The organism is Streptomyces coffeae (assembly GCF_016741875.1).
GTDB lineage: Bacteria > Actinomycetota > Actinomycetes > Streptomycetales > Streptomycetaceae > Streptomyces > Streptomyces coffeae.
The window spans coordinates 69,143-81,972 of record NZ_JAERRF010000026.1; the positions used below are offsets into that span (position 1 = coordinate 69,143).

A 12,830-nucleotide genomic window follows, 5' to 3' on the forward strand; every position below is an offset into this window, starting at 1 on the left:
CCGGCGGAAGCGCACGTCCCCACCCATGTCATGGCAGAACGGCTCAAGGCGACGAATGCCCCAGCACATCTCCGGGTCTGACCGCGCGGCGCCGACCGCTGCCCACGGCGCGGTGCGGCCGGCCGCACCGTCATCGCTCGATGAGCTGTGGCGGTCGTACAAGACCACGGGCGACGGCCGGCTGCGGGAGCAGCTGATCCTCCACTACTCGCCCCTGGTGAAATATGTGGCCGGGCGGGTCAGCGTCGGACTGCCCTCCAACGTCGAGCAGGCGGACTTCGTCTCGTCCGGCGTGTTCGGACTCATCGACGCCATCGAGAAGTTCGACCCCGAGCGCTCCATCAAGTTCGAGACCTATGCGATCACCCGGATCCGGGGCGCGATGATCGACGAGCTGAGAGCGCTGGACTGGATCCCGCGCTCGGTCCGCCAGAAGGCCAGGGCCGTCGAGCGGGCGTACGCCACGCTGGAGGCGGCGCTGCGGCGCACCCCCACGGAGGCCGAGGTGGCCGCCGAGATGAGCATCGGCCTGGATGAACTGCACGGGGTCTTCAGCCAGTTGTCCCTGGCCAATGTGGTCGCCCTCGAAGAGCTGTTGCATGTCGGCGGCGAAGGCGGCGACCGGCTCAGCCTCATGGACACCCTCGAGGACACCGCTGCGGACAATCCGGTCGAGGTGGCCGAGGACCGGGAGCTGCGCAGACTGCTCGCCCGAGCCATCAACACCCTCCCCGAGCGTGAGAAGACCGTGGTCACCCTCTACTACTACGAAGGGCTCACCCTCGCCGAGATCGGCCAGGTCCTCGGGGTCACCGAGAGCCGGGTCAGCCAGATCCACACCAAGTCGGTGCTCCAGCTGCGGGCGAAACTCGCCGATGTCGGACGCTGAATCGTCCCTCCGCCATCGCCCCCGCGGTGGCCTTTTTCGTACAGTGGTCGGGTGCCCAGGATTCGAGCGGCCTCAGTGGCCGAGCACCGGACGATGCAGCGCGGCGCCCTGCTGGAGGCCGCCCGCTCCCTGCTGTCCGAGGGCGGTACGGAGGCGCTGACCTTCCCCGCCCTCGCCGAGCGCACGGGCCTCGCGCGGTCCTCCGTCTACGAGTACTTCCGCTCCCGGGCGGCCGTGGTCGAGGAACTGTGCGCCGTCGACTTCCCGGTCTGGGCCGCCGAGGTCGAGGCCGCCATGGAGCGGGCCGACACACCCGAGGCGAAGATCGAGGCATATGTGCGCCGACAGCTGGCTCTCGTCGGCGACCGCCGCCACCGGGCCGTGGTGGCGATCTCGGCCGGTGAGCTGGACGCGGGAGCACGGGAGAAGATCCGGGCCGCGCACGGCGGGCTGATCGCCATGGTGGTCGAGGCCCTCAGCGCCCTGGGTCATCAGCAGCCGCGGCTGACGGCCGTGCTCCTCCAGGGCGTGGTGGACGCGGCGGTCCGCCGTATCGAGCTCGGAGCGGCCGAGGATCCCGAGGGGATCACGGAGGCCGCGGTTGCCATGGCCCTCACCGGCGTTACCCGCCGCTGACTCCCGCGGGCCCCGGCGGCCCGCCCCCCCACCGCGCCCCATCATGTGGGGCGCGCTCCTTCCTTCGGTCCTGTCGCTGTTGGCGCACGCCGGGGCGCGCCACCTGGGTCGCGCCCCGGCTCTGCGCACCATGCCGACCGTTCGCCGGCCGTTGGCGCTGCGCCTGTTGATGGACGCCGCCGACGGTTGCGCCCCGGCTCCGCGCGCCGTGTCGGTCGCCCCTCGGCCGTGGGCATGGCCGCCGGTCATCCATACCGTGCCGGTTGCGCACCACTGTGACCCCGGGCCGGGCCGGGCGTACCGGTCTCCGTCGTCCGGGTGCGGCCGCCCGCGCCTTCCACGCCGGGCCGGGCCGTACCGGCGCGCGTGTCCCGCCCCGCCGACAGCGCCGGATCGCAGACGGGCGTGCGCCCAGGCCGAGGCGGCGGCCAGGACGATGGCCGGGGCGAGGTCGGCCCATCCGGCGGGGGAGAGCGCCGCGGCGGGTGCCGGGGTATCGGGAACACCGAACACCGGGAGGAGCCGGGAGGGGCCGCCACGGAGCATCCGGAGCGGCAGCAGCGACAGCGGGTCGAGATAGCGGTCCCCACGGCGCAGCCCCCAGTGCAGACAGCCCGCCGGACAGTGGAAGGGCCCCGGCCGCATCACCCCGACCACCTGCCCGGCCGAGACCCGGTCGCCCTTGTCCACCAGGGCGCGCACCGGCTCGTAGGTCGTGCGCAGAGGAGGGGTGCCGGTCCCGGACAGCTCGATGGTGAGCACCTCGCGCCCCGCGACCGGACCGGCGAAGGTCACCCGCCCCGCGGCCGCTGCCCGCACCCGCTGCCCGGCGCGCGCCGCGAGATCGACCCCTCGGTGGCCGGCGGCCCATGGCACCGTAGGCGGCCGCCAGCCCCTCAGCACGGTGGGCCGCGCCGCCCCCGGCCCACCGTCCACCGGCCACGACCGCCCGCCCGGGGTGCCACGCCCTGGGCCGTGGTCCGCCGGAACCGCACGACCGCGGTCGGCTCGGCTCGCGCCGGACACCCCGGCGAGCACGGCCGCTCCCGACCCGTGCCCCGGTTCCGTCACTGGCCCCGGCCCCGGCTCCGCCCCCTGCGCCACCCCCGGGCAGGTCGCCGTCGGGAGCCATAACGTCAGGACGCACAGGGCAAGCACCCACCACATCAGAAGCCTTCGCATGGATCCCACCGTGGCCCGAGACGCCGGATCGGGTGGATCATGGAAGGATTCTGGGTACTACTCACCGGTTGTGGATATCGCCGTCACCCGGCACCGCACCGGTCCCGTACACTTCTTATGGCGATCCGGGTCACCGGATCGACTTCGCACGCCCCGCCACCGGTGCCCCGATCTCGCATCGGACAGCACGGCGGCCGCGCCCCTCGGTCCTCGGACGAGCCCTTCAAGGCCCCGTCCCTGGCAGGCGCGCCGGGGCGTCAGGCGCGGCGGCCGCCCGGTCACCGCGGAACCGAGTACCTCAAGGAGTACGGCCATGGCCGTCGTCACGATGCGGGAGCTGCTGGAGAGCGGCGTCCACTTCGGGCACCAGACCCGCCGCTGGAACCCGAAGATGAAGCGCTTCATCTTCACCGAGCGCAACGGCATCTACATCATCGACCTGCTCCAGTCGCTGTCGTACATCGACCGCGCCTACGAGTTCGTCAAGGAGACCGTCGCCCACGGCGGCTCCATCATGTTCGTCGGCACGAAGAAGCAGGCGCAGGAGGCCATCGCCGAGCAGGCGACCCGCGTCGGCATGCCGTACGTCAACCAGCGCTGGCTGGGCGGCATGCTCACCAACTTCTCGACCGTCTACAAGCGTCTGCAGCGCCTGAAGGAGCTCGAGCAGATCGACTTCGAGGATGTGGCCGCCTCCGGCCTCACCAAGAAGGAGCTCCTGGTCCTCTCCCGTGAGAAGGCCAAGCTGGAGAAGACCCTCGGCGGTATCCGTGAGATGCAGAAGGTGCCGAGCGCCGTCTGGATCGTGGACACCAAGAAGGAGCACATCGCCGTCGGTGAGGCGCGCAAGCTCCGGATCCCGGTCGTCGCGATCCTCGACACCAACTGCGACCCCGACGAGGTCGACTACAAGATCCCGGGCAACGACGACGCGATCCGCTCCGTCACCCTGCTCACCCGCGTGATCGCCGACGCCGTCGCCGAGGGCCTGATCGCCCGCTCCGGCGTCGCCACCGGTGACGAGAAGGCCGACAAGGCCGCGGGCGAGCCGCTGGCCGAGTGGGAGCGCGACCTGCTCGAGGGTGAGAAGAAGGCCGACGAGCCCGAGGCCGCCAAGCCGGCCGAGACCGCTGCTGAGAAGCCGGCCGAGGACGCCGCTGAGAAGCCGGCCGAGGACGCCGGTGAGAAGCCGGCCGAGGAGCCCGCCGAGGCCCCGGCCGCGGGCGCCGAGCAGGGCTGACCACGCAGAACGGTGTATGACGGCGGGGGACGGTGCGCAGGCGCCGCCCCCGCCGTTCCCCCGTAGAGCTTTCGACTTTCGCGATTCGACTTTTCGAGAAGAGATTCACAGATCATGGCGAACTTCACCGCCGCTGACGTCAAGAAGCTCCGTGAGCTGACCGGCGCCGGCATGATGGACTGCAAGAAGGCGCTGGACGAGGCCGAGGGCAACGTCGACAAGGCCGTCGAGATTCTGCGCGTCAAGGGCCAGAAGGGCGTGGCCAAGCGCGAGAGCCGCAGCGCCGAGAACGGTGCCGTCGTCTCCCTGATCGCCGACGACAAGTCCTCCGGCGTGCTGGTCGAGCTGAAGTGCGAGACCGACTTCGTGGCCAAGGGCGACAAGTTCGTCGCCGTCGCCGACGCCATCGCCGCGCACGTCGCCAAGACCTCCCCGGCCGACCTGGAGACGCTGCTCGCCTCCGAGATCGAGTCCGGCAAGACCGTCCAGGCGTTCGTGGACGAGGCCAACGCCACCCTCGGTGAGAAGATCGTCCTCGACCGCTTCGCGCAGTTCTCCGGCGGCTACGTCGCCGCGTACATGCACCGCACCAGCCCGGACCTGCCGCCGCAGGTCGGCGTCCTGGTCGAGCTGGACAAGGAGAACGCCGAGGTCGCCAAGGACGTCGCGCAGCACATCGCCGCTTTCGCGCCGAAGTTCCTCAGCCGCGACGCCATCTCCGCCGAGACGGTCGAGAACGAGCGCCGGGTCGCCGAGGCCACCGCGCGGGAGGAGGGCAAGCCCGAGGCCGCCCTGCCGAAGATCGTCGAGGGTCGCGTCACCGGCTTCTTCAAGGAGAATGTGCTGGTGGACCAGCCGTTCGCCAAGGACAACAAGAAGACCGTCCAGAAGGTTCTGGACGAGGCCGGTGTCTCGCTCAAGCGCTTCGCCCGTTTCCGCGTCGGCGTCTGAGCCGAGCAGCGAATGACCGGCGACCCCGATAGGGTCGTAGGCAGCCAACCGTCGACCGGTCGGCCGCAGATGTGACGAGGAGGCCATTGCCGCAGAGGTCGTACCAGGACCCACCCGGCAATGGCCTTCTTCGTATGTGCACGAGGAGATCTCCAATGAATCAGGGCGCGGACGCCAAACAGGCCGCCGACGACAAGCACGCGCGCGGCACAGCCCCACATGGCCGGTTCCTGCTGAAGCTGTCAGGCGAGGCGTTCGCCGGGGGCGGGGGACTCGGTGTCGACCCCGACGTCGTGCACGCCATCGCCCGCGAGGTCGCCGCCGTGGTCCGGGACGGCGCGCAGATCGCCATCGTCATCGGCGGCGGCAACTTCTTCCGCGGGGCAGAGCTCCAGCAGCGCGGAATGGACCGGGCGCGCTCGGACTACATGGGCATGCTCGGCACGGTCATGAACTGCCTGGCGCTCCAGGACTTCCTGGAGAAGGAGGGCATCGACTCCCGCGTCCAGACCGCCATCACCATGGGCCAGGTCGCGGAGCCGTACATTCCGCTGCGTGCGGTGCGCCACCTGGAGAAGGGGCGCGTGGTCATCTTCGGCGCGGGCATGGGCATGCCGTACTTCTCCACCGACACCACCGCCGCCCAGCGCGCCCTGGAGATTGATGCCGAGGCCCTGCTCATGGGTAAGAACGGGGTGGACGGGGTCTATGACTCCGACCCGGCCCGCAATCCGGACGCGGTGAAGTTCGACGCCTTGGAGTACGGCGAGGTGATCACCCGCGACCTCAAGGTCGCCGACGCCACCGCGATCACCCTGTGCCGGGACAACAAGCTGCCGATCCTCGTGTTCGAGCTCCTCGCCGAAGGCAACATCGCACGTGCGGTGAAGGGTGAGAAGATCGGCACGCTCGTGAGCGGCCAGGGCTCCCGGGCCTGACGGCTCGAACGGGGGATGGACAACGGCCTGCCGGTCGGACACCGTGCAGGAGAAGACGCACGCAGGGGCGAGGCTCTGCCTACGGATAACACCAGGAGCAAGTGGTGATCGAAGAGATCCTCCTCGAGGCCGAGGAGAAGATGGAGAAGGCCGTTGTGGTCGCCAAGGAGGACTTCGCCGCGATCCGCACCGGGCGTGCGCACCCGGCGATGTTCAACAAGATTGTGGCGGACTACTACGGTGCGCTGACGCCGATCAACCAGCTGGCGTCGTTCTCGGTGCCGGAGCCGCGGATGGCCGTGGTGACCCCGTTCGACAAGAGCGCGCTGCGCAACATCGAGCAGGCGATCCGTGACTCCGACCTGGGCGTCAACCCCAGCAATGACGGCAACATCATCCGAGTGGTGTTCCCGGAGCTCACCGAGCAGCGCCGCAAGGAGTTCATCAAGGTCGCCAAGGGCAAGGGCGAGGACGCGAAGATCTCGATCCGCAGCGTCCGTCGCAAGGCCAAGGAGTCCATCGACAAGCTGATCAAGGACGGCGAGGTCGGCGAGGACGAGGGGCGGCGCGCCGAGAAGGAGCTCGACGACACCACCGCGAAGTATGTCGCGCAGGTGGATGAGCTGCTCAAGCACAAGGAAGCCGAGCTGCTCGAGGTCTGATGAACGACTCTTCCTGGGGGGCCCCGCCGCGCGCCGGACTCTGGGGACCCGCCGATCAGGGCACCTCCCCCGGCTACGGCTGGGAGGTGCCCCCTTCTTCGGCGGGTCCCGCGCACGAGGTGGGCGAAGCGGCGCACACTCGCCCCATGCCCACCGTGCCGCACGCAGGCGGCGAACCCGGCGATGCCGCCGACCGTGACCGGGGGGCCGCTGGACTGGGCGGTCCTCTCTTCCGTGATGAGCGGGAGCAGCGGCCCGGCCCCCGGCAGTCCGCCGGGCGCCCTCCGACGCCTTCCGACCCCGTGCCCGAGCCGGCGCGCTCCGACAGCGCGCGGAGCACCGGCGGCGGGCAGTCGAAGAAGAAGAGCGCGGGGCGGAATCTGCGTGCCGCGATAGGGGTGGGCGTCGGCCTCGGTGTGATCATCGTGGCCTCGCTCTTCATCTACAAGCCGGTGTTCATCGGCGTGATAGCGGTCGCGGTGGTCGTCGGGCTCTGGGAGCTGACCTCGCGGCTGGCCGAGCGCAAGGACATCCGGGTGCCCCTCGCGCCGCTCGCCGTCGGCGGCGTGGGCATGGTCGTCGCGGGATATGTGCGCGGCGCCCAGGGCGCCTGGGTGGCGGTGGCGCTCACGGCACTCGCGGTGCTGGTCTGGCGGATGACCGAGCCGCCGGACAACTACCTCAGGGATGTCACGGCCGGGGTCTTCGCCGCCTTCTACGTGCCGTTCCTCGCCACCTTCGTGGCCCTCATGCTCGACACCGAGGACGGCGCGTGGCGGGTGCTCACCTTCCTGCTGCTGACCGTGGTCAGCGACACCGGCGCGTACGCGGTCGGCTGGCGGTTCGGCAAGCATCCGCTGGCGCCGCGGATCAGCCCGGGGAAGACCCGTGAAGGGCTGATGGGCGCGGTGGCGTTCGCCATGGTCGCGGGCGCGCTGTGCATGCAGTTCCTCATCGACGGCGGCGCGTGGTGGCAGGGGCTGCTGCTCGGCCTCGCCGTCGCGGTCAGCGCCACCCTCGGTGACCTCGGCGAATCCATGATCAAGCGTGATCTGGGCATCAAGGACATGGGCAAGCTGCTGCCCGGCCACGGCGGGATCATGGACCGGCTGGACTCGCTGCTGCCCACCGCGCCGGTGGTGTGGCTACTGATGGTGATCTTCGTCGGCGGAGGCTGACCCAGTCCGCCGATCGGCCCCGCGCCCCGGGCGGCGCGGGGCCGTTCGTACGTCTGCGACACTGGGTGAACCATGCCTAAGCCCGGAGAACTCACTTTCGTCGCGCCGCGCGGAGCCAAGAAGCCCCCGCGGCACCTCGCCGACCTCACCCCCGCCGAGCGCCGCGAGGCCGTCGCGGCGCTGGGGGAGAAGCCCTTCCGGGCCGGTCAGGTGTCGCGCCACTACTTCGCGCGGTACACCGAAGACCCGGCCCAGTGGACGGACATCCCCGCCGCCGCGCGCGAGAAGCTGGCGGGCGGGCTGCTTCCGGACCTGATGAGCGTGGTGCGTCACATCAGCTGTGACAACGACACGACCCGCAAGACCCTGTGGCGGCTCTTCGACGGCACGCTCGTGGAGTCCGTGCTGATGCGCTACCCGGACCGGGTCACCATGTGCATCAGCTCACAGGCGGGCTGCGGGATGAACTGCCCGTTCTGCGCCACCGGCCAGGCGGGTCTGGACCGCAATCTGTCCACCGCCGAGATCGTCCACCAGATCGTGGACGGGATGCGGGCTCTGCGGGACGGTGAGATCCCCGGCGGCCCGGCCCGGCTGTCCAACATCGTCTTCATGGGCATGGGCGAGCCGCTGGCCAACTACAACCGGGTCGTCGGCGCCATCCGCAGGCTCACCGACCCCGAGCCGGACGGTCTCGGCCTGTCCCAGCGCGGGATCACCGTCTCCACCGTCGGGCTGGTTCCCGCGATGCTGCGGTTCGCCGACGAGGGCTTCAAGTGCCGTCTCGCGGTCTCCCTGCACGCCCCCGACGACGAGCTGCGCGACACCCTCGTCCCGGTCAACACCCGCTGGAAGGTCCGCGAAGTCCTGGACGCCGCATGGGAGTACGCGGAGAAGTCCGGCCGCCGGATCTCCATCGAGTACGCCCTGATCAAGGACATCAACGACCAGGCATGGCGGGCCGATCTGCTCGGGCGGCTGCTCAAGGGCCGCCGGGTGCATGTCAACCTCATCCCGCTCAACCCGACGCCCGGCTCCAAGTGGACGGCCTCCCGCCCCGAGGACGAGAAGGCGTTCGTGGCGGCCCTGGAGGCGCACGGTGTGCCGGTGACCGTCCGGGACACCCGGGGGCAGGAGATCGACGGAGCCTGCGGGCAGCTGGCGGCCACGGAGCGCTGAACGACGGCTGATACGGTGCCTTCGCGAAACATCGCACCGTCGTACAAATGAACATTCCGACAGGGGAGCGCTCAGGGCGCTGAGAGTGCGGCACGGCCGCAGACCCTCGGACCTGATCCGGGTCATACCGGCGTAGGGAGTCAGCATCAGCATGAACAGCCACCTCCGGCGTGCCATCGGCACCGCCCTCCTTGGTTCGCTCGGCCTCATGGCCCTCGCGGGCTGCGGGGAGGACTCGAAGGGCTCCGGCGGAGCGGACTCCAAGACCGTGACCCTGGTCTCGCACGACTCCTTCGCGGTCTCCAAGGCAGTGCTCAAGGAGTTCACCGAGAAGACCGGCTACACGGTGCGTACGCAGACCGGCGGGGACGCGGGCTCGGCCGTCAACCAGGCCATCCTGTCCAAGGGCCATCCGCAGGGCGATGTCTTCTTCGGCGTCGACAACACCCTGCTCTCCCGCGCGCTCGACAACGACCTGTTCACGCCGCACCGGGCGAAGGGCCTGGACAAGGTCCCGGCCGCGCTCCAGCTGGACGCCGGCAAACACCGCGTCACCCCCGTCGACTACGGCGACGTCTGCGTCAACTACGACCGAAAGTACTTCGCCGACAAGAAGTTGGCGCCGCCCCGGACCTACGAGGACCTCACCAAGCCCGCCTACAAGAACCTGCTCGTGACCGAGAACGCGGCGACCTCCTCTCCCGGTCTCGGTTTCCTCCTCGGCACGGCCGCCAAGTACGGCGACGACGGTTGGAAGGGCTACTGGAAGAAGCTGCGGGCCAACGGGGTCGAGGTCGTCGACGGCTGGGAGCAGGCGTACTTCGACCGCTTCTCCGGCGCGGGGGGCAAGGGCGACAAGCCGCTCGTCGTCTCCTACGCCTCCAGCCCGCCCGCCGGGGTGGCGGAGCTGAAGACCAAGCCCAAGAAGGCGCCGACCGGGGTGGCCACGGGAACCTGTTTCCGGCAGGTGGAATTCGCCGGGCTGCTGAACGGCGCGTCCAACCCGAAGGGCGGCAAGGCGCTGCTGGACTTCTTGCTCAGCAAGAGGTTCCAGGCGGACGTTCCGCTGAACATGTACGTCAACCCCGCGCGCGAGGACGTCGAACTGCCCGAGCTCTTCACCCGGTACGGAGTGAAGATCGCCGACTCGGCCACCCTCTCCCCGCAGAAGATTGCCAAGAACCGTGAGCCGTGGGTCAAGGCATGGTCCTCACTCGTCCTGTAGGGACACGCTCCACGGAGACCACCGAGAAGAAGGGCGCGGGGTCCCGGCGGCGCGATCCGCGCGGTGCGGCGCTGCGGCTGGCTCTGATGGCCGTCCCCCTGGCGTTCTTCGGGATCTTCTTCGCCTATCCGGTGGCCGCCATTGTCGCCCGGGGACTGCGCGCCGACGGCCACTGGCAATTCGGCCGGATCCCGGAGGTGGTGAGCGACCCGGCGGTCCTGGACATCCTGTGGTTCACCGGCTGGCAGGCCGCCGCCTCCACCACGCTGACCCTGGCGATCGCCCTGCCCGGCGCCTATGTCTTCGCCCGCTTCGCCTTTCCCGGCAAGGGACTGCTCCGCGCGGTGGTCACCGTGCCCTTCGTGCTGCCGACCGTTGTTGTCGGCTCGGCGTTCCTGGCGCTGCTGGGCCGCGGCGGACTGCTGGACGAGCTGTGGGGAGTGCGGCTGGACACCTCGGTCTGGGCGATCCTCCTCGCCCATGTCTTCTTCAACTACGCGGTGGTGGTACGGACCGTGGGCGGGCTGTGGGCCCAGCTCGACCCGCGCCAGGAGGAAGCCGCGCGGATGCTCGGCGCGAGCCGCCTGGGCGCCTGGCGGCGGGTCACCCTGCCCGCACTGGCGCCCGCCGTGGCCGCCGCCGCCCTGATGGTCTTCCTCTTCACCTTCACCTCCTTCGGGGTGGTGCAGATCCTCGGCGGTCCGCGCTACGCCACCTTGGAGGTGGCGATCTACCGGGAGACCGCGCAGCTGCTCGACCTGCCGACCGCCGCGGTGCTCACCCTCGTCCAGTTCGCGGCGGTCGGAGGCGTCCTGGCCCTGCACGCGTGGACCGTACGGCGCCGGGAGAGCGCCCTGCGGCTGGTCGACCCCGCCCGCACCGCGCGCCGCCCCCAGGGGCCCGCGCAGTGGACGCTGCTGGGGAGTGTGCTGGCCGTCGCCGCGCTGCTGATCGTGACCCCGCTCGCGGTGCTGGTGGAGCGCTCGCTCAACGGGCCCGACGGCTACGGGTTCACCTACTACCGGGCGCTCCAGTCGGCCGCCGACAGCGGTGGCACCTTCTTCGTGGCCCCGCTGGAGGCCGTCGGGAACTCCCTGCGGTACGCGGTCGTCGCCACCGTCATCGCCCTGGTCGTGGGCGGCCTCGCGGCGGCCGCCCTCACCCGGCGGGCGGGCAGGCTGGTGCGGGGCTTCGACGCGCTGCTGATGCTCCCGCTGGGCACCTCCGCCGTCACCGTCGGCTTCGGCTTCCTCATCGCCCTGGACGAGCCCCCGCTGGATCTGCGCGCCTCCTGGATCCTGGTGCCGCTGGCCCAGGCCCTGGTGGGCGTGCCGTTCGTCGTCCGGACCATGCTGCCGGTGCTGCGGGCGGTGGACCACCGGCTGCGCGAGGCCGCGGCCGTGCTGGGCGCCTCCCCGCTGCGGGTCTGGCGGGAGGTGGATCTGCCACTGGTGGGGCGGGCGCTGGCGGTGGCCGCGGGCTTCGCGTTCGCCGTGTCGCTGGGCGAGTTCGGGGCCACGGTGTTCATCGCCCGGCCCGACCACCCGACCCTGCCGGTGGCCGTCGCCCGCTTCCTGGGCCGCGCCGGTGAGCTCAGCTATGGGCAGGCGATGGCCCTGAGCACGATCCTGATGCTGGTCTGCGCCGCGTCCCTGGTGGCGCTGGAGCGCATCCGCACCGACCGTTCCGGGGAGTTCTGAATGACGCTGCTGCGCTGTGACGGGGTATCGGTCAGGTTCGGCCGCCATGACGCCCTGGACGCGGTGGACCTGGAGGTCGCCGAGCACCGGACGGTGTGTGTGCTGGGGCCGAGCGGCAGCGGCAAGTCCACCCTGCTGCGGGTGGTGGCCGGGCTCCAGCGCGCCGACGCGGGCCGGGTCTGGCTCGCGGGTCGCGACCAGACCGGTGTCCCGGCCCACCGGCGCGGGGTGGGCTTGATGTTCCAGGACCACCAGCTCTTCCCGCAGCGGGACGTGGGCGGCAATGTCGCCTTCGGGCTGCGGATGCGCGGGGCGGGGCGTACGGAGACCGAGCGCACCGTCGCCGAACTGCTGGACCTGGTCGGGCTGCCCGGCGCCCAGCGGCGCGCCGTCGACTCGCTGTCCGGCGGTGAGCAGCAGCGGGTGGCGCTGGCCCGCGCCCTGGCCCCGCGGCCCCGGCTGCTGATGCTCGACGAGCCGCTGGGCCAGCTCGACCGCGGGCTGCGGGAGCGGCTGGTGGTCGAACTGCGGGAGCTTTTCGGCCGGTTGGGCACCACGGTGCTGGCGGTCACCCACGACCAGGGGGAGGCGTTCGCGCTCGCGGACCGGGTGGTGGTGATGGACCGCGGCCGGATCGCGCAGAGCGGCACCCCGCTGGAGGTGTGGCAGCGGCCCGCGAGCGAGTTCGTCGCCCGCTTCCTCGGCTTCGACAACGTGGTCGGGGCGACCGTGCACGGCACCGTGGCCGACACCCCCTGGGGCAAGCTGCCCGTACCGCCCGGCACCCGGCCCGGCCCGTGCCGACTGCTGGTCCGCCCGGCCGGGGTGCGGCTGACGGAGCCCCGGGACGGGCTGGAGTGCACGGTGGCCGCGCGCACCTTCCGCGGCGACCATGTGGCGCTCATCCTCCGGCCGTCCGACAGCGGCGCCCCCCGCCTGGAGGCGTCCTGTGCGCTGCGCGACGCCCCTGAGACGGGGGAGCGGGTCGGGGCGGCCTTCGACGCGGCGGATGTGGTGGTGCTGGAACCGGACGGCCGCCCAGCCATCTGA

The 12,830-nt window shown here is 71.0% G+C and carries 11 protein-coding genes, 1 pseudogene and 1 riboswitch; of the genes and pseudogenes, 11 read left to right on the forward strand and 1 reads right to left on the reverse strand.

Annotated features, from left to right (window positions below; translation table 11 throughout):
• Positions 1-55 precede the first annotated feature (55 nt).
• The gene (gene whiG, locus JK363_RS32220) at positions 56-889 is read left to right on the forward strand and encodes an RNA polymerase sigma factor WhiG (protein ID WP_201880737.1); all 834 of its coding nucleotides are present in this window, start codon (positions 56-58) and stop codon (positions 887-889) included.
• A gap of 93 nt (positions 890-982) precedes the next feature.
• A complete protein-coding gene (locus tag JK363_RS32225) occupies positions 983-1,525 on the forward strand; it encodes a TetR/AcrR family transcriptional regulator (protein ID WP_201880813.1) in 543 nt (180 codons plus the stop codon).
• Positions 1,526-2,152: 627 nt separating this feature from the next.
• Here the strand turns inward: JK363_RS32225 and JK363_RS32230 are convergent.
• Positions 2,153-2,707 (reverse strand): annotated as a pseudogene (locus JK363_RS32230) (peptidoglycan DD-metalloendopeptidase family protein); the annotation flags it as partial.
• 313 nt (positions 2,708-3,020) lie between these two features.
• Between JK363_RS32230 and rpsB the strand changes: the two are divergent.
• From rpsB to JK363_RS32275, 9 genes are all read left to right on the forward strand, one after another.
• Positions 3,021-3,947: a 30S ribosomal protein S2 gene (rpsB, locus tag JK363_RS32235; RefSeq protein WP_201880739.1), complete on the forward strand. Its 927-nt coding sequence runs from the start codon at positions 3,021-3,023 to the stop codon at positions 3,945-3,947.
• 114 nt (positions 3,948-4,061) lie between these two features.
• Complete coding sequence (gene tsf / locus JK363_RS32240) at positions 4,062-4,898, forward strand: translation elongation factor Ts (protein ID WP_201880741.1); 837 nt, start codon at positions 4,062-4,064, stop codon at positions 4,896-4,898.
• A gap of 155 nt (positions 4,899-5,053) precedes the next feature.
• Positions 5,054-5,836: a UMP kinase gene (gene pyrH, locus JK363_RS32245; protein WP_201880743.1), complete on the forward strand. Its 783-nt coding sequence runs from the start codon at positions 5,054-5,056 to the stop codon at positions 5,834-5,836.
• A 104-nt stretch (positions 5,837-5,940) separates the two neighbouring features.
• Positions 5,941-6,498 carry a ribosome recycling factor gene (gene frr / locus JK363_RS32250; RefSeq protein WP_176180391.1) on the forward strand — a complete coding sequence of 186 codons (558 nt, stop codon included), beginning with the start codon at positions 5,941-5,943 and terminating at the stop codon, positions 6,496-6,498.
• Positions 6,498-7,676 (forward strand): phosphatidate cytidylyltransferase, encoded by a 1,179-nt coding sequence (locus JK363_RS32255; RefSeq protein WP_201880745.1) that lies wholly within the window; start codon positions 6,498-6,500, stop codon positions 7,674-7,676. The genes frr and JK363_RS32255 overlap by 1 nt, the downstream gene beginning before the upstream one ends.
• Before the next feature lie 72 nt (positions 7,677-7,748).
• Positions 7,749-8,855, forward strand: coding sequence for a dual-specificity RNA methyltransferase RlmN (gene rlmN / locus JK363_RS32260; protein ID WP_201880747.1), 1,107 nt, complete (start codon positions 7,749-7,751; stop codon positions 8,853-8,855).
• A gap of 51 nt (positions 8,856-8,906) precedes the next feature.
• Positions 8,907-9,011: riboswitch (TPP riboswitch) on the forward strand.
• A complete protein-coding gene (locus tag JK363_RS32265; RefSeq protein ID WP_201880749.1) occupies positions 9,007-10,080 on the forward strand; it encodes a thiamine ABC transporter substrate-binding protein in 1,074 nt (357 codons plus the stop codon). Its footprint overlaps the riboswitch before it by 5 nt.
• Before the next feature lie 71 nt (positions 10,081-10,151).
• Positions 10,152-11,780 (forward strand): ABC transporter permease, encoded by a 1,629-nt coding sequence (locus tag JK363_RS32270; protein ID WP_201880815.1) that lies wholly within the window; start codon positions 10,152-10,154, stop codon positions 11,778-11,780.
• The gene (locus JK363_RS32275; protein WP_201880751.1) at positions 11,781-12,830 is read left to right on the forward strand and encodes an ABC transporter ATP-binding protein; all 1,050 of its coding nucleotides are present in this window, start codon (positions 11,781-11,783) and stop codon (positions 12,828-12,830) included.